Below are 15,386 nucleotides of genomic sequence, written 5' to 3'. Positions count from 1 at the left end.
TCTGTCGCTCAGCCGTTCAGTCGCGACGACCGCCGCCGTTGAGGGCAATGATCAGGCGCAGGATGAAGATGAACAGGTTGATGTAGGTGAGATACATGCCCAGAGCGCCGGCCAGGTACTGGTCGTCGCTGTAGGTGCGCGGCATCGTGTAGAAGTCGAGGAAAGCGGCTCCCACGAACAGCACGGTGCCGAAACCGGCGATCAGCAGCTCGAAACCGCTCCCCCCGAAACCCGGGATGAACAGGCCTCCCACGAGCTGCACCACCATGGCGATGATCAGGCCGAGGATGCCCAGGCCCACCACACCGGACAGGGCCTGACCGATGGAGTCGCTCATGCGACGACCCACCACCGAGGCGATCAGGAAGGTGATGCCGGTGGCCAGGGTGGCGGTGCCGATGGCACCCACTCCGGCCACGTTGAGGGCGTAGGCCACGATCCCGCTCAGGGTGAAGCCGGTGATCAGGCTGTAGACCGTGAGGATCGGGAGGGCGGTGCCGGTGTTGCCCTTGGTGGCCGCGTTCTGGGCCACGAAGAAGAGGATGAAGTTGCCGATCAGGGCCACCCAGAACAGGGGCATGAACAGCCCGGGGCTGCTGGCCATCAGGGAGAGACCGCCAATCACGCCGGCCGCGGTGAGCACCATGCCACCGCCCACGTAGGGCAGCGCCTTGTTGACGACATTGGGACCGACCAGAGCGCCCTGCTGGGCCTCGCGGATCGCTTCCTGGAAATTGCTGCTGGCTGGCATGGGACCAGTGATTTCGGTTCCCACCATCCTGCCAGTGCCGGCAGGGCGGACGTGTGCGGATCTCCCTATCCCCGCTGGGACGTCCGCGGCGCCCCGCCGCCGTCGCGGCGGGCGGAGGCCTGCCCGAGCCGCCGCACCCGGGGGGGGCGCACCACGTCGGCGGCGGGGGGGTGGCAGATCGCGACGCCCCCCCCGCCCGCCAGCACCCCGGCGGCCTCCACCAGGCCACTGAGCTGATCCCTGGGCAGATCCGACTGGGTGGGATCCCCGGTGACCACCATGCGTGAGTTCTCCCCAAGCCGGGTGAGCACCATGCGCATCTGGGCGGTGGTGGTGTTCTGGGCCTCGTCGAGGATCACGAAGGCATCGGCCAGCGTTCGGCCGCGCATGTAGGCGAGTGGCGCCACCTCGATCACCCCTTTCTCGAGCAGGGCGCCGGTGCGCTCCGCCCCCAGCAGGCCATGCAGGGCGTCGTAGAGGGGCCGCAGGTAGGGGTCGACCTTCTGCTGCAGATCCCCCGGCAGAAACCCCAGCCGCTCGCCGGCTTCCACCGCGGGGCGGGTGAGGATCAGGCGCTCCACCCGCCGCTCCTGGAGCATGCGCACGGCCTGAATCGTGGCCAGGAAGGTCTTGCCGGTTCCGGCCGGACCCAGGGCCAGGGTGAGGTCGTGGCGCTCCATGGCCTCCACGTAGCTCTTCTGGCGCACCGTGCGGGGGCGCAGCAGTCTGCCGCTCTGGCTGCGGGCCAGCACCTGCTGGGAGAGCTCGCGATGTTCGCTGCTGCGACCGGTGTCGAGGGCGGTGAGGGCTGTCTGCAGATCGACGGTGCTGATCGCCTGACCCTCTCCCCAGAGGGGCCGGAGCAACTCCACCAGGGCCGAGGCCCGCTCCAGCTGGGGGGGCCTGCCCTGCATCACCAGCTGCAACCCCCGCAGCACCAGGGAGGCGCCGGTGAGGGCCTCGAGGCGATGCAGGTTGGCTTCTGCCTCGCCGGCCAGGGCAAGGGCTCCCTCCTGGTGGGGAAGATCGATCGAGAAGCGAGGAAGCGTTTCAGCCCCGGCCATGGGGCGTCCGCTCAGGCATCGGCGCTGCTGGCTTCGCTCTCAGGAGCTGCGGCGGCTGCGGCTTTGGCGGCTTCCTTGACGGCGGCTTCGCGGCCGGCGGCCTGCTTGGCCTTGCCGACGGTCTCACCCGGACGGATGGTCTTCTCGATCAGCCCGCCCTTCTCGAGCAGGGAGCGGACGGTGTCGGTGGGTTGGGCCCCCTGGCCCAGGCGCACGCGGATCGCCTCGGCGTCGAGGCGGGTTTCCTTGGTGCGGGGGTTGTAGAAGCCCAGCTCCTCGAGCGGCAGACCGTCCCGGCGGGAGGTGCTGTTGGTGGCCACCAGGCGGAAGCTCGCTTCCCGCTTCTTGCCGAACCGCTTCAGGCGGAGCTTGATCATCGTGGCCTTGCCTTGCTGACTTGGTGTTTGGGTTGGGCGGAAACTCCGCCTGGCGGTGGAATCACACGCCAAACAAGCACTTTACCCTGCCGCCCCTCAGAGCTGGCCGAATCCCTTGCGCTTCTTGGGGGGACGGCTGGCCTTGCGGGAGCCGCCGCCCCGCCCCGCCGGCGCCGGCGCCGGCATCCCCGGAAGCCCACCGCCCATGCCAGGGATGCCCGGCATTCCGGGCATCCCTGGCATCCCTGGCATGCCGCCGCGGGTCATCTGCTGCATGAAGCCACGCATCTTCTGGAAGTCGGCCAGCACCTTGTCCACATCGGCCGGGCTGTGGCCGCTGCCGGAGGCGATCCGCCGCCGGCGCGAGGGCTGGGCCGCCAGCAGCTGGGGCTGTTCCCGCTCGGTTGCCGTCATCGAGCCGATCATCGCCTCGATCTTCTTGAGCTGGTCCTCCCCCTGCCTGAGCATGCCGTCGTCGATCTTGTTCATGCCGGGGATCAGCTTCATCAGGCCGCCCAGGGAGCCCATGCGCTTGATCAGGCGCATCTGCTGCAGGAAATCGGAGAAGTCGAACGAGGCTTCCTGCAGCTTCTGCTGCATGCGCGCCACGTCGGCCAGCTCCACCTCCTTGCTGGCTTTCTCCACCAGGGTGAGCACATCGCCCATGCCCAGGATGCGGCTGGCCATCCGCTCGGGGTGGAAGGGCTGCAGGGCCTCCACCTTCTCGCCGGTGCCGATGAACTTGATCGGGGCACCGCTCACCTTGCGGATCGAGAGGGCGGCGCCACCGCGGGAGTCGCCGTCGAGCTTGGTGAGCACCGCACCGGTGAGGCCCACCTGCTCATGGAAGGCGCGGGTGAGTTCGGCCGCCTCCTGGCCGATCATCGAATCCACCACCAGCAGCACCTCATCGGGTGCCGCGGCCTGGCGGATCCGCACCATCTCCTCCATCATCCCGGCGTCGATCTGAAGCCGGCCGGCGGTGTCCACCAGCACGGTGTCGAAGCCCTCCTCCTTCGCCCTGGCGATGCCGGCGGCGGCGATGTCTTCGGGCCTGGCGTCTGCCCCCAGGCTGAACACCTCCACGCCGATCTGCGCCCCCAGCGTCTGCAGCTGGTCGATGGCGGCGGGCCGGTAGACATCGGCGGCCACCATCAGTGCCCGTTTTCCCTGCTCCTTCAGGTGCAGACCGAGCTTGGCGGTGGCGGTGGTCTTGCCGGCGCCCTGCAGGCCCGCCATCAGGATCACGGTGGGGGCCTGATCCGCCACCGCCAGCGGGGCGTTCTCACCGCCCATCACCTCCACCAGGGCCTGATGCACCAGCTGGATGAACTGCTGATCGGGGCTGACGCCACGCACCACCTCGGCGCCCACCGCCCTGGCGCGCACCTCGTCGATGAACCCCCTGACCACCTCCAGGCTCACATCGGCCTCGAGCAGGGCACGACGCACCTGCTTGAGGGCCCCCTCCACGTTGCTTTCCGTGATCCGGTCCTGGCCCTTCAGGCTCTTGACCGCATCCTCAAAACGCTGGGACAGCTCGTCGAACATGGTGACGCAGAAGGGGTGACCCGCAGGATCAATCGTTCCCAAAGACCCTGACACAACGGCAGGGACGCTGCCGATCAGGCCAGGGGCCCCTCAGCGTCGGCGGAAATCGGCCAGTTTCCAGGTGCCGCCGTCGCGGCCGAAGACGTAGATGTTGCGCAGGTCGGCGCTGGTCCTGGGCTCGATCACCTTGTCGCCTGAGCGGATCTCCTCGCTGTAGTCGAGCTGCACATCGGCCTCGATCCGCCGCGGGCTCCGGTCGGTGAGCGAGAACTGCCGGATCGTGGCCTCCATCTTCTGGCGCTGGCCTCTGGCTTCCAGCCTGCGGGCCTGGGAGCGCAGCTCACGCACCAGGGCCGGGCGGGCCAGCTGATCGAGGTCGGCGGCCGTGGAACGCCCATCCAGCAGCGCCGCCTTGGCCGCCAGCCAGCTCTCCAGCAGACGGCGCACATCGTCCTGGCTGGGGTTGGCGCTGGTGAGGGGGACCGGGGCGGCAGTCTGCGGGGGTGCCGGTGGGCTTGGGCTGGGGGCCTGGCTGCTGACGGGCGGTGGCGGCTGCGGGGCGGCCTCAGGCCGGGGACGCCTCAGCAGCCAGAGGCCGGCGATCAGGGCGATCCCGGCCGCCAGCGCGATCCAGAGCACGGCCTTCGGCCTGGTGGACCGGGGCCGGGGCTGACTGGCCTGCTCTCCTCTGGCCTGCCCCTGATCAGGAGGACGGAGAGGCTCAGCCGTTTCGGTGGCCCCGGGGTCGATCCAGGGGGGTGGCGGGAGGCTGCTTTCGAGGTCGAGCTCGGGTCGCGCCCAGGCGGCGTCCCCCGCGGCGAGGGGATCGATGGCTTTCAAGTCGCCGGCCTGGCCGCGGGCCTGGCGGCGATCCTGCTGCTCGACGAAGGCCTGCACATCCCGATCGGCGAAGTAGGCATCGAGATCGGCATCCACCTCGATGTCGCGGTAACCGGGGAGCACGTCGCGGCTCAGCCAGTCGCGGCAGTAGGAGCAGAGCTGGGCCAGGGGGTCGTCGGACTGCTCCGCGGCCCAGGCCTTCAGCTCCGGAGCCGCTGCGGAACCGAAACGGTCCAGGGCCTGCTCGATCTGGCCGAGCAGGAGATGCAGGCAGGCCAGCAGGGGCTCGACACCAGGCTGGCCCAGGGCCTGCAGGCGGGTCTGGGCGGCGGCGATGCGCTCGGGCTTGCGCTGGGCGAAGCCTGAGGCGGTGAGGGCGCAGCTCGCCAGGAACCCCGCGGCCTCCGATCCGTTTTCGGCCCAGCGGCCGAACAGATCCACCTGCTCCTGGACGGTGAGAAAGAGCCGGATCTGCTTCATGAAGGCCTGAAAGTCCTCCTGGGGCAGGCTGGGGTCCTGCTGGCCCTCCAGTCCTCCGCGGCGCTTCACCAGACTCTCGAGCAGCTCGAGTCCTTCGGCTCGTTCAGCAGTGGCGGTGAGCGGTCGGCTGACCAGGCCGAGCACGCGGAAGGGGAGCAGCCCGTGCAGGTCGCCCGCCAGCTTCACCCGCTCATCAGGGACCTGACCCATGCGCTGCAGCAGCTGGATGCCCTGCTGCAGCGCATGGGCCGCGGCCTCGTAATGGCGCTGGTCGCGCAGCTCGGAGGCGGCGGCGCGGCAGGCCAGAGCGGCCAGCAGGCAGAGATCAGCCTCTCGGCCGCTGCCCAGGGCCGGAGCCTGGGGCGGTTGCAGGCAGTTGAAGGCGGCCTTGAAGGCCTCCGATGGCAGCCCGGCTTCCAGCAGCAGCAGAAGCCCGCCGATCTCCTTCGACGGGGCGACATCGAGGCCAGCCGCCACCCCTTCGCCCTCACCCCCCTGTTCGATCGCCATCAGCTGGGCCTCGTAGGCCTGGCGGCGCTGCGAATCGGAGAGCACGTCGGCGCTGGTCTCCAGCAGGTCGGCGCGAGCCCGGATCGTCTCCAGGGTGAAGCCCTGGTCCGGTGCCCGCTCGAGCCGATGCTGCAGGGTGCGCAGCACGGTCTGGGCATCGCTGGCCGGGCTCACACCGAGCAGACGAAAGTGGTCGATCGGCAGTTCCAACCCCGGCAGCTCGCGGACCCTTGATCCTGGGTGTTGGGGCGAGTGTAGGCAGTGGCATCGGTTTTGACCTTTCCAGCCTGGCCCTCCCCCTACAGTCGTGATCAAAAGCCCCGACTCCCTTGCCATGACTCAGGAGATCGCCGCCACTCTCCAACCGGCAGCCGACGGGGCTGCTGCCGCCGGCAGCCATGCCGAACGCCTGGCGGCGCTTTACCCGGCCGGGCCGGCCACCGTGAGCCGCGATGAGGGCCTCACCCTCTACCGCGACATGACCCTGGGTCGCCGCTTCGAAGACAAGTGCGCCGAGATGTACTACCGGGGCAAGATGTTCGGCTTCGTTCACCTCTACAACGGGCAGGAAGCCGTCTCCACAGGGGTGATCAAGGCCATGCGGGCCCAGCACGACTGGTTCTGCAGCACCTACCGCGACCACGTGCATGCCCTCAGCGCCGGGGTGCCGGCCCGGGAGGTGATGAGTGAGCTGTTCGGCAAGGCCACGGGCTGCAGCAAAGGGCGTGGCGGATCGATGCACCTCTTCTCCCGTGAGCACCATCTGCTCGGGGGCTATGCCTTCATCGGTGAGGGCATTCCGGTGGCCCTCGGTGCCGCCTTCACCAGCCGCTACAAGCGTGAGGCCCTCGGCGAGGCCGACAGTGACGCCGTGACCGCCGCCTTTTTCGGAGACGGCACCTGCAACAACGGACAGTTCTTCGAATGCCTGAACATGGCGGCGCTCTGGAAGTTGCCGATCCTGTTCGTCGTCGAGAACAACAAATGGGCGATCGGCATGGCCCACGACCGGGCCACCAGCGATCCGGAGATCTGGCGCAAGGCCGCCTCCTTCGGCATGGCGGGTGAGGAGGTCGACGGCATGGATGTGCTGGCGGTGCGCGCCGCCGCCCAGCGCGCCGTGGAGCGGGCCCGGGCCGGTGAGGGTCCCACCCTGCTGGAATGCCTCACCTACCGCTTCCGTGGCCATTCCCTGGCCGATCCCGACGAGCTGCGCAGCGAAGTGGAGAAGGAGTTCTGGGCCAAGCGGGATCCGCTCAAGGCACTGGCGGCCCATCTCACCACCCACGGACTGGCCACCGCTGAGGAGCTGAAGGCGATCGAGAAGGAGATCGACGCCGAAGTGGCCGATGCCGTGGAGTTCGCCGTCGGCGCCCCCGAGCCCGATCCTGGCGAACTCACCCGCTACATCTGGGCTGAGGACTGACCCCGCCCGGGGTGGGAGTCAGAGCTGGCTGGGCAGGCGGCTGGTGAGGCCGCGCAGCTTGCGCAGCGCCTTGAGCTCCACCTGGCGCACCCGCTCGCGGGACACCTTCAGTTGCCGACCGATTTCAGCCAGGGTGTTGCGCTCCCGGCCATCCAGCCCGAAGCGCAGGGCAAGCACCTGGCGTTCCTGGTCGCTGAGGTGGCTCAGCCAGCGCTCCAGCTGCTCGTGGTGCATGCCCCGTTCCACCTGATCAAGGGGCTCCTCGTGGCTGGAATCGGCGATCAGATCACCGAGGAAGCTGCGCCCTTCCTCGCCATTCACCGGCGCATCCAGGCTGGAGGTGGTCAGCGACTGGCGCAACAGCCCATCGAGCTCCTCGATCGGAATCGCCATGGCCTCGGCGATCTCGCTGCGGCTGGGCATGGCCCCGAGCTTGTGGGCCAGCTCCAGGCTCACCCGGCGTACGGCGCTGAGGCGCTCGCTCAGATGCACCGGCAGGCGGATCGTGCGCGACTGGCAGGCGATCGCCCGGGTCATGCTCTGGCGGATCCACCAGAAGGCATAGGTGGAGAACTTGTAGCCGCGGGTGGGATCGAACTTTTCGACCGCCCGCTCCAGTCCGAGTGATCCTTCCTGAATCAGATCCAGAAGTTCAAGGCCTTTGCCCTGGTACTTCTTGGCCACGCTGACCACGAGGCGAAGATTGGCCTTCATCATGCGCTCCTTGGCGCGACGACCCAGGCGCAGCAACTGTCGCTGGCGCACGAGAGGTGGATCCGGCACCCCGGCTTCCAGCAGCTGCATCATGGCCTGCACCTGGTTGCCCAGTTCGATCTCCTCGGCAGGCGTGAGCAGGGGCACCCGTCCGATCGTGCCCAGATACCAGCTGATCGGATCGCTCCCCCGCCGCCGCTGTTCGCGGGGCTTGAGGGTGGAGGCTGTCATGCGCCCAATCCGGAGGTTCGCCTCAATGTCTGATGAAGATCATCAAAAACGATGTGACTTCAGCAACCTTTCAAGGTTCTGCAAGTAAAACGACACAATCAGTGGCTCAGGGACGCAGCCAGGGCCTGGGGAGTCACCTGACCCGCACCGAGCCGTCGCCCGGCCGCCAGCCCCGCCTGGGCATGGGCCAGGGCGGCGGCAGCCAGGCTGGAGGTTTCTCCCGGCGATGATCCGGCGGCGATCGCCACGGCGCCTCGGCCCGCCGCGAATCCCGCCAGCACATCGCCGGCACCGGCCCGGGCGGCCTCCGGCGCCGCCTCCAGCAGCTGCCAGCGCCTTCCATCCGGCGCCGCAATCACGCTGCGGGCCCCTTTGAGCACCAGCGACGCGCCACTGCGCTCGGCAGCGGCAGCGGCGGCCTCCAGCGGCGCGTCGCCGGCCAGATCAGGGAACAGGCGGGCGAATTCCCCCCCATGGGGTGTCAACCAGGTGGGCCCACGCCGCGCCTGCAGCCAGGCCATCGCGTCGCCAGCCACCCCGGCGGCCAGCTGGTTGAGACCATCGGCATCGATCACCAACAGCCCGCTGAAGGCCTGCAGGGCCCCCCAGAGCGGCGGGCTGTCGGGCCCCTCCCAGGAGGCGGCCGGCCCAAGGCCCGGGCCGATCAGCACCGCATCGAGCCGCTCCAGGGCGCCGGGCTCCCCCGGTGCTGGCCCCAGAACCACATGGGGCAGCAGGCTCCAGAGCTGCTGGGCCACCCGCTCGGGCACGGCCGCGCGCAGGCTGCCGCAGCCGCTGGCGCTCGCCCCCAGCAGGCTGAGCAGGGCCGCGCCGGGGTAGGCGGCGCTGCCGCTCACCACCAGCAGGCGGCCCCGGCCGTACTTGGCGACCTCGGGCGCCGGCTCCAGGGGTGGGGCGCTGGCCTGGTCCGGGCCGCCCAGGCCCAGGGGCTGATCCGCGGGCAGCTTCGCCAGCAGCGCCGCCGGCAGCCCCAGATCCAGGCGCTCCAGCTGTCCCACCCAGGCCAGAGCCCGGTCCTGGACCAGTCCCTGCTTGATCAGGCCGAGGCAGTAGGTGCTGCGCGCCCGGGCGGCCCAGCTCCCCAGCAGCCTGCCGCTGTCGGCACAGAGACCGGTGGGGGTGTCGATGGCCACCAGCCGGCCCGGCCTCAGCCGCGCCCGCTCGGCCAGCAGGGTCTCGATCGCTTCACCCGGTGCCCGCCGCTGGCCGATGCCGAAGAGCCCATCGATCCAGAGGGCAGCCTCGCCGGGATCAGGGGTGGAGCTCAGTCGCTCGATGCCGAGCCAGAGGGCATGGCGCCAATGGGATGCGGTGAGCGGTTTCTGACGCTCGAAGGGGCTCCAGAGCCGCACCGTCACCCCGGCCAGGTGGAGCTCCCGGGCCACCACCAGGGCATCCCCGCCGTTGTGACCGGGGCCCACCAGCACCAGCACCCCCTCGCGCAGGGCTCCCGGCTCGCTCAGCAGCCGGGCGCTGATCGTCAGAGCCGCCTTCTCCATCAGGGCTTCCACCGGCAGCCCGCTGTCGAAGAGCTGTTGCTCCAGCTGCGCCATCTGCTCGGAGCGCACCAGCAGGTGGGCGGCGTCCCTGAGGGGCCAGTGGATCGGGTCGCTGCTGCTCACGGGGGTCCTGGGACGGGCGATGGAGGCGGGACCCCGTTGCCGGGGCCCCGGTCCCATGATGGGAACACCGCCCTGCTGTTTCGTTCCTCCCCCGCTCCGGAGGCTTCCGGTTTTGACCACCACCGCCCCCGCCTCCGGCCAAGGCTCCGCCGCCGTCACCGCCGCCGGCGCGGCGGCGCTCGAGCGTCTGCGCGCCTGGCCCGGGGAGCATCGGGTGGCTGTGGGCCTCTCCGGTGGGGTCGACAGCTCCCTGACCGCCGCGCTGCTGGTGGCGGCCGGCTGGCAGGGGGAGGGTCTCACCCTCTGGCTGATGAGTGGCAAGGGGGCCTGCTGCGCCGAGGGGCTGGTGGATGCCGCCGGCCTATGTGAGCAGCTGGGGGTGCCCCACCACGTGGTCGACAGCCGCGAGCGCTTCCAGCAGCAGATCGTCGACTTTCTCGTTCAGGGCTATGGGGACGGGGTCACCCCGCTGCCCTGCTCCCGTTGCAACCGGGAGGTGAAATTCACCCCGATGCTGGAGTGGGCGGAGGCCGAACTCGGGATCAGCCGCATCGCCACCGGTCACTACGCCCGGGTCCGCCTCGCCGACACCGGTGCCGGCAGCGGCCGCCACCAGCTGCTGCGCGGCCTCGATGCCCACAAGGACCAGAGCTATTTCCTCTACGACCTGCCCCAGGCGGTGCTGGCCCGGCTGGTGTTCCCGCTCGGGGAACTCACCAAGCCCGACACCCGGCTCGAGGCCGAAGCCCTCGGCCTGCGCACCGCCCGCAAGCCCGAGAGTCAGGATCTCTGCCTGGCCGATCACCACGGCTCGATGAAGGCTTTCCTCGATGCCTACCTGCCGCCCCGCCAGGGCCAGATCGTGCTGGCCGACGGCACGGTGGTGGGCGAGCACGATGGCATCGAGCACTTCACGATCGGCCAGCGCAAGGGGCTGGGGGTGGCCTGGAGCGAGCCCCTGCATGTGGTGCGCCTCGATGGGGCGATGAACCGGGTGGTGGTGGCTCCCCGAGCCGAGGCGGCCTGCGGCGCCTGCGTGGTGGGCGCGATCAACTGGGTCTCCATCCCCCCGCCCGATGGCCCCCTGGAGCTGGAGGTGCAGGTGCGCTACCGCAGCGCACCGGTGGCCGCCCGGCTCACCCCCATGGCGCCCACCGACGCCGACCGGGCCTCCGGACGGCCGGCTCGTGGGCGTCTGCAATTCAGTGAGGAGCAGTTCTCGATCACCCCGGGCCAGGCGGCCGTGTTCTATGCCGGCGAGCTGGTGCTCGGCGGCGGGCTGATACAGGGCCCACCGCCGGATCGGGCTCACCAGTAGGGATCACTGGCCAGCTCCACCTGCAGCTCGCCACTGCGGGCCGCGGGCACCGTGGCGATGCAGGCCCGCACCACCCGGCCGTTCACCTCGATCTCACAGGCCCCGCAACTGCCCCCCAGGCAGCCGGTGGGGATCGTCTGGCCGGCTTCGGCGGCCGCCTGCAGCCAGTCGGTGCCGGGGAGCACCTGGGTGCTGCGCCCATCGGGCCAGTGCACGGTGATCGGTGTGGCGGCGGGCTTCACGCTTGATCCAGCAGGGGGGCCAGGTTCACGTGGGTTTCGAAGGCCTCGGCGAGACGATCCAGCAGGGCCTCCCGCTGCTGGCCGTGGTGCGGCTGCCGCTCACTCAGCAGGCTCAGCCCGCGGCGCAGGCGCAGCTGGTTCAGCCAGCGCCGCCGCCAGGGGCCAGAGTCGAACACCCCATGCAGATAGGTGCCGGCCACCACGGCGCCGTTCTGGTCGGCCCTCCACCAGCCGAGGCCCGTGCGCTCGGCGATGGGTTGGCAGCGGTCCGGCTCCTGGCACTCACTCTGGCCCCGGTGCAATTCGAATCCCTCCAGCGCCAGGCTGCTGCCCGGCGGCCAGAGGGCCGGGGCGCAGACCTGCTGCGTCGCCTTGTTGTTGCCGTACTGGGTGATCAGGGGCAGCAGCCCGAGCCCGGCGTGCTCACCGCCGCCGCCACCCCCTTCGAGGCCGTGGGGATCCAGCAGGCTGCGGCCCAGCATCTGCAGGCCGCCGCAGAGGCCGAAGAGATGGCCGCCCCCGGAGACATACCGCCCCAGGTCGTCGCCGAGGCCGCTGGCGCGCAGGGCCTCCAGATCCCGCAGGGTCTGCTTGCTGCCGGGGATCACCACGGCATCGGGGTTGCCGAGCGCCTCTCCGGGGCGCACCCAGCGCAGCCGCACGCTGGGCTCCGCTTCGAGTGGATCGAGATCGGAGAAGTTGCTGATCGAGGGCAGGCGGAGCACGGCGATCTCCAGCTCCGCGTCGGGTTTGCGCGCCTTGCGCTCCAGCAGGTCGAGCGAATCCTCGGGAGGGAAGAGCTCATCGAGCCAGGGCATCACCCCCAGCACCGGCAGACCGGTGTGGCGCTCCAGCCAGCTGCGGCCCTCGTCGAAGAGCTCCCGCCGGCCGCGGAAACGGTTGATCAGGATGCCCCTGATCAGGGGGCGCTCCACCGGCCGCAGCAGTGCCAGGGTGCCCACGATCTGCGCGAAGACTCCCCCCCGCTCGATGTCGGCCACCAGCAGGCAGCGGGCCCGCAGGAATTGGGCCAGGCGCAGGTTGGTGAGATCCCGGGCCTGCAGATTCACCTCCACGGGGCTGCCGGCACCCTCCAGCACCAGCCGACCGCCTGGATGGCTGGTCTGCAGATCGCTCAGGCCCTGGCGGATCGCCGCCCAGCCCGGGCGGAACCAGTCGCGGTAGTAGTGCTCCGCCCGGCACACCCCCACCGAGCGCCCCAGATGGATCACTTCGCTGGTGCTGTCCCCCTGGGGCTTGAGCAGCACGGGATTCATCGCCACCATGGGCTCCAGACCCGCCGCCCAGGCCTGCAGGGCCTGGCTGTAGGCCATCTCGCCACCCCCCGGATCCACCCAGGCATTGAGGCTCATGTTCTGGCCCTTGAAGGGCAGTGGCGTTTCGCCCCGGCGCAGCAGCACCCGGCAGAGGGCAGCGGCCATCAGCGATTTGCCCGCGCCGCTGCTGGTTCCCAGCACCATCAGCGCCGTCACAGGCGCGGCCAGCGACGGCGCAGCCCATGGCGGATGCGCTCCAGCAGGCCGGCCCGGGGGATCTCCTCACTCCAGCGCTCCAGCAGGTCCCGCCCCATCGGCGTGAGTCGCACCCGCTCGGTCAGCCCCTGGCCATCCACCTCCCGGCGCAGCACCCCCACCCGGATCAACCAGATGAAGTGGTCTTCAGCCCGCTCGCTGCTCAGGGGGGCGACGGTGAGCTCGGCCTGTTCGGCTCGCCGGCTGAGCCCCTCGCTGCTGATCGCCTCGCCGCTGAGCAGCCCGTAGAACGCCCGCCGGAAAGGAAGGCAGCGCAGGGCACTGGCGGCCCGGTTCAGGGAGCGGGGATCGTTGAGGGTGCCGGAGAGGGAGCCATCCATGGCCCGATTCTCCCGGATCAGCCCCCGTGCTCGTGGCTGCTTCGCAGGGCGTGATTCGCGCCGCCATTCACTCGGCCGATCACCCCGTCAGGGGAGAATTCTGAGCATCGTGGAAGGGCCAGGAGGCCGCTGTCGATGGTGCAGGCTCCACTGGTGCTGGCCTCCGCCTCGCCGGCGCGACGGCGCCTGCTGGAGCAGGCGGGCATTCCCCACCGGGTGCAGGTGAGCGGCGTCGATGAGGAGGCCTGGCGTGACCCGGATCCCCTGCAGCTGGTGCAGGCCCTGGCACAGGCCAAGGCCGAGGCGGTCGGGCGAGAGCTGGTGCTGCCGGCCGCTGGGCGGCTGGGCGGGGTGCTGGGCTGCGACTCCCTGTTCATGCTCGCCGGGGCCGTGTATGGCAAGCCCCGCGATGCCGAGGAAGCCACCAGCCGCTGGCGGCGCATGGCCGGCTCCTGGGGGGAGCTGCACACGGGCCATTGCCTGCTGCCCGCGCCGGAAGCCACGCCTCTGCTGGCCACGGTCACCACCCGCGTGAAGTTCGCGCAGCTCAGTGAGGCGGCGATCGCCGCTTATGTGGCCACCGGTGAGCCCCTGAGCTGTGCCGGCGGCTTTGCCCTCGAAGGCCGGGGCGCTCCCCTGGTGGAGCGCATCGAGGGCTGCTTCAGCAACGTGATCGGCCTGAGCCTGCCTCTGCTGCGCCGCTGGCTGGCCCAGAGCGACTCCCCTGAATATCCGCTCACCTGAGCCGATCAGCGGAAGATCTGGGCGTTCTGGGCAGCCGGGCCATGAAAAAACCCCCCGCCATGGCGAGGGGTTGACGATGGCTGCAGGGCCGAAGCGCCTGGAGAGGATCAGTCGAGATCCGGCATGGCCAGGGTGGGCTCGGCCTGACGGTCGATGCCCTTCTCGAAACCGGCGGCGGCGGCGCGGGCGCGGCCCGCGTGCCAGAGGTGACCCACCAGGAAGAAGAAGGCGAGCACGAACTGGGTGGCCGAGAGCCACTGCCGCACGTTCACGAAGTTCACCGAGTTGGGTTCGGTGATGATGCCGCCCACGGAATTGAGGGAGGCGTTGGGAGCGTGGGTCATGTATTCAGCAGCCCGACGCACCTGCCAGGGCTGAATGTCGTTCTGGAGCTTGTCGAGGCTGAGGCCGTTGGGGCCGCGCAGGGGCTCCAGCCAGGGACCGCGGAAGTCCCAGAAGCGCATGGTCTCACCGCCGAAGATGATCTCACCGGTGGGGGAGCGCATCAGGTATTTGCCCAGGCCGGTGGGGCCCATGGCAGAGCCGATGTTGGCGCCGAGGCGCTGGTCACGCACCAGGAAGGTGAAGCTCTGGGCCTGGGAGGCTTCGGCGTTGGTGGGGCCGTAGAACTCCGAGGGGTAGGCGGTGTTGTTGAACCAGATGTAGGCCGAGGCGATGAAGCTCATGAAGCTCAGAGCACCGAGGCTGTAGCTCAGGTAGGCCTCACCGTTCCAGATGAAGGCACGGCGCACCCAGCCGAAGGGCTTGGTGATCACGTGCCAGATGCCGCCGAAGATGCAGATCAGGCCGAGCCAGATGTGGCCGCCGATGATGTCTTCCATCGAGTTGACCCCGATGATCCAGCCCTCACCACCGAAGGGGGCGCGGAACAGATAACCGAAGATCACACCCGGATCAAGGGTGGGGTTGGTGATCAGGCGCACGTCGCCACCACCGGGCGCCCAGGTGTCGTAGACACCGCCGAAGAACATGGCCTTGAACACCAGCAGCAGGCAGCCCACACCCAGCAGGATGAGGTGATAGCCGATGATGTTGGTCATCTGGTTCTTGTCGCGCCAGTCCTGGGAGAAGAACGAGGAGTAGTTCTCCAGGATCTCCGGGCCACGCAGGGCGTGGTATAGGCCGCCGAGGCCGAGCACGGCGGAGCTGATCAGGTGCAGCACACCGACCACGAAGAACGGGTAGAGGCTGGTGACCTCACCGCCGGGGCCCACGCCGTAGCCGAGAGTGGCCACGTGGGGGAACAGGATCAGTCCCTGCTCGTACATCGGCTTGTCGAAGCTGAAGTGACTCACTTCGAACAGCATCATCGCTCCGGCCCAGAAGACCATCAGACCCGCGTGGGCCACGTGGGCGCCGAGCAGGCGACCGGAGAGATTGATCAGGCGGGCGTTGCCGGCCCACCAGGCATAACCGGTGGAGTCGAGGTCTTTGCCCCCGACGGCCACCATGGAGGAATTAAAGGGCGTTTCCACGGGGCAGAACCTCTTCAGGGAAGACGAAGTTTTCATGCGGCTGGTCGGCCGGTGCCATCCAGGCACGCAGACCTTCGTTCAGAAGAATGTTCTTCGTGTAGAAGGTCTCGAATTCGGGGTCCTCAG

14 protein-coding genes and 1 pseudogene are annotated in these 15,386 nt (G+C 69.6%); 3 read left to right on the top strand and 12 right to left on the bottom strand.

Going from position 1 to position 15,386, the window contains the following annotated elements; all coding sequences use genetic code 11:
• Nucleotides 1–16: 16 nt before the first annotated feature.
• The 5 genes from FPZ61_RS03245 to FPZ61_RS03225 all read right to left on the bottom strand — a co-directional run bounded on the left by FPZ61_RS03245 (nt 17) and on the right by FPZ61_RS03225 (nt 5,783).
• Nucleotides 17–751: a Bax inhibitor-1 family protein gene (locus tag FPZ61_RS03245; RefSeq protein WP_185464943.1), complete on the bottom strand. Its 735-nt coding sequence runs from the start codon at nt 749–751 to the stop codon at nt 17–19.
• A gap of 65 nt (nt 752–816) precedes the next feature.
• Nucleotides 817–1,815, bottom strand: a complete 999-nt coding sequence (locus FPZ61_RS03240) for a PhoH family protein (RefSeq protein WP_185474743.1) — start codon at nt 1,813–1,815, stop codon at nt 817–819.
• Between the two features lie 11 nt (nt 1,816–1,826).
• Complete coding sequence (gene rpsP / locus FPZ61_RS03235) at nt 1,827–2,192, bottom strand: 30S ribosomal protein S16 (protein ID WP_185464941.1); 366 nt, start codon at nt 2,190–2,192, stop codon at nt 1,827–1,829.
• Nucleotides 2,193–2,288: 96 nt separating this feature from the next.
• Nucleotides 2,289–3,743, bottom strand: a complete 1,455-nt coding sequence (gene ffh, locus FPZ61_RS03230; RefSeq protein ID WP_185464940.1) for a signal recognition particle protein — start codon at nt 3,741–3,743, stop codon at nt 2,289–2,291.
• A gap of 90 nt (nt 3,744–3,833) precedes the next feature.
• A complete protein-coding gene (locus tag FPZ61_RS03225; protein WP_185464939.1) occupies nt 3,834–5,783 on the bottom strand; it encodes an ARC6/PARC6 family protein in 1,950 nt (649 codons plus the stop codon).
• Nucleotides 5,784–5,907: 124 nt separating this feature from the next.
• Between FPZ61_RS03225 and pdhA the strand changes: the two genes are divergently transcribed.
• The gene (gene pdhA, locus FPZ61_RS03220) at nt 5,908–6,999 is read left to right on the top strand and encodes a pyruvate dehydrogenase (acetyl-transferring) E1 component subunit alpha (RefSeq protein WP_185464938.1); all 1,092 of its coding nucleotides are present in this window, start codon (nt 5,908–5,910) and stop codon (nt 6,997–6,999) included.
• Between the two features lie 18 nt (nt 7,000–7,017).
• On the opposite strand, the gene FPZ61_RS03215 is transcribed toward pdhA, so the two are convergent.
• Together FPZ61_RS03215 and FPZ61_RS15795 are read right to left on the bottom strand one after the other, a co-directional pair.
• Entirely contained in the window at nt 7,018–7,944 is a 927-nt protein-coding gene (locus FPZ61_RS03215; RefSeq protein WP_185464937.1) for a sigma-70 family RNA polymerase sigma factor, read from the bottom strand.
• 98 nt (nt 7,945–8,042) lie between these two features.
• Nucleotides 8,043–9,587, bottom strand: coding sequence for an NAD(P)H-hydrate dehydratase (locus tag FPZ61_RS15795; protein ID WP_370593351.1), 1,545 nt, complete (start codon nt 9,585–9,587; stop codon nt 8,043–8,045).
• 112 nt (nt 9,588–9,699) lie between these two features.
• Here FPZ61_RS15795 and mnmA point away from each other — a divergent pair, with 112 nt between their 5' ends.
• Nucleotides 9,700–10,905 carry a tRNA 2-thiouridine(34) synthase MnmA gene (gene mnmA, locus FPZ61_RS03205; RefSeq protein ID WP_370594263.1) on the top strand — a complete coding sequence of 402 codons (1,206 nt, stop codon included), beginning with the start codon at nt 9,700–9,702 and terminating at the stop codon, nt 10,903–10,905.
• Here the strand turns inward: mnmA and FPZ61_RS03200 are convergent.
• From FPZ61_RS03200 to FPZ61_RS03190, 3 genes are read right to left on the bottom strand one after another with little or no spacing between them, the layout of a single operon-like run.
• Nucleotides 10,896–11,147: a 2Fe-2S iron-sulfur cluster-binding protein gene (locus FPZ61_RS03200; RefSeq protein WP_259738927.1), complete on the bottom strand. Its 252-nt coding sequence runs from the start codon at nt 11,145–11,147 to the stop codon at nt 10,896–10,898. The two genes, mnmA and FPZ61_RS03200, sit on opposite strands and share 10 nt — an antisense overlap.
• The gene (locus FPZ61_RS03195) at nt 11,144–12,628 is read right to left on the bottom strand and encodes a cobyric acid synthase (RefSeq protein WP_185465140.1); all 1,485 of its coding nucleotides are present in this window, start codon (nt 12,626–12,628) and stop codon (nt 11,144–11,146) included. The genes FPZ61_RS03200 and FPZ61_RS03195 overlap by 4 nt, the downstream gene beginning before the upstream one ends.
• A gap of 8 nt (nt 12,629–12,636) precedes the next feature.
• On the bottom strand, nt 12,637–13,020 hold the full coding sequence (locus FPZ61_RS03190; protein ID WP_185464935.1) for an Npun_F0494 family protein: 384 nt from the start codon (nt 13,018–13,020) through the stop codon (nt 12,637–12,639).
• Nucleotides 13,021–13,155: 135 nt separating this feature from the next.
• Here FPZ61_RS03190 and FPZ61_RS03185 point away from each other — a divergent pair, with 135 nt between their 5' ends.
• Complete coding sequence (locus FPZ61_RS03185) at nt 13,156–13,764, top strand: nucleoside triphosphate pyrophosphatase (RefSeq protein ID WP_185464934.1); 609 nt, start codon at nt 13,156–13,158, stop codon at nt 13,762–13,764.
• 107 nt (nt 13,765–13,871) lie between these two features.
• On the opposite strand, the gene psbC is transcribed toward FPZ61_RS03185, so the two are convergent.
• Together psbC and FPZ61_RS03175 are read right to left on the bottom strand one after the other, a co-directional pair.
• On the bottom strand, nt 13,872–15,236 hold the full coding sequence (gene psbC / locus FPZ61_RS03180; protein ID WP_221629759.1) for a photosystem II reaction center protein CP43: 1,365 nt from the start codon (nt 15,234–15,236) through the stop codon (nt 13,872–13,874).
• Nucleotides 15,237–15,243: 7 nt separating this feature from the next.
• Nucleotides 15,244–15,386 (bottom strand): annotated as a pseudogene (locus tag FPZ61_RS03175) (photosystem II D2 protein (photosystem q(a) protein)); the annotation flags it as partial.

Source organism: Synechococcus sp. BSA11S, assembly GCF_014224355.1.
Lineage (GTDB): Bacteria > Cyanobacteriota > Cyanobacteriia > PCC-6307 > Cyanobiaceae > Regnicoccus_A.
Note: the sequence above shows the minus strand (reverse complement) of the source record. Positions and strands in the feature narration are given on the sequence as shown.

Excerpts from the sequence above, each read along its gene's own strand:
- FPZ61_RS03190 (WP_185464935.1), bottom strand. The coding sequence starts at position 13,020 with ATGGATGGCTCCCTCTCCGGCACCCTCAACGATCCCCGCTCCCTGAAC.
- FPZ61_RS03195 (WP_185465140.1), bottom strand. The coding sequence starts at position 12,628 with ATGGTGCTGGGAACCAGCAGCGGCGCGGGCAAATCGCTGATGGCCGCT.
- pdhA (WP_185464938.1), top strand. The coding sequence starts at position 5,908 with ATGACTCAGGAGATCGCCGCCACTCTCCAACCGGCAGCCGACGGGGCT.
- FPZ61_RS03215 (WP_185464937.1), bottom strand. The coding sequence starts at position 7,944 with ATGACAGCCTCCACCCTCAAGCCCCGCGAACAGCGGCGGCGGGGGAGC.
- FPZ61_RS03245 (WP_185464943.1), bottom strand. The coding sequence starts at position 751 with ATGCCAGCCAGCAGCAATTTCCAGGAAGCGATCCGCGAGGCCCAGCAG.
- ffh (WP_185464940.1), bottom strand. The coding sequence starts at position 3,743 with ATGTTCGACGAGCTGTCCCAGCGTTTTGAGGATGCGGTCAAGAGCCTG.
- rpsP (WP_185464941.1), bottom strand. The coding sequence starts at position 2,192 with ATGATCAAGCTCCGCCTGAAGCGGTTCGGCAAGAAGCGGGAAGCGAGC.
- psbC (WP_221629759.1), bottom strand. The coding sequence starts at position 15,236 with ATGGTGGCCGTCGGGGGCAAAGACCTCGACTCCACCGGTTATGCCTGG.
- FPZ61_RS03240 (WP_185474743.1), bottom strand. The coding sequence starts at position 1,815 with ATGGCCGGGGCTGAAACGCTTCCTCGCTTCTCGATCGATCTTCCCCAC.
- FPZ61_RS03185 (WP_185464934.1), top strand. The coding sequence starts at position 13,156 with ATGGTGCAGGCTCCACTGGTGCTGGCCTCCGCCTCGCCGGCGCGACGG.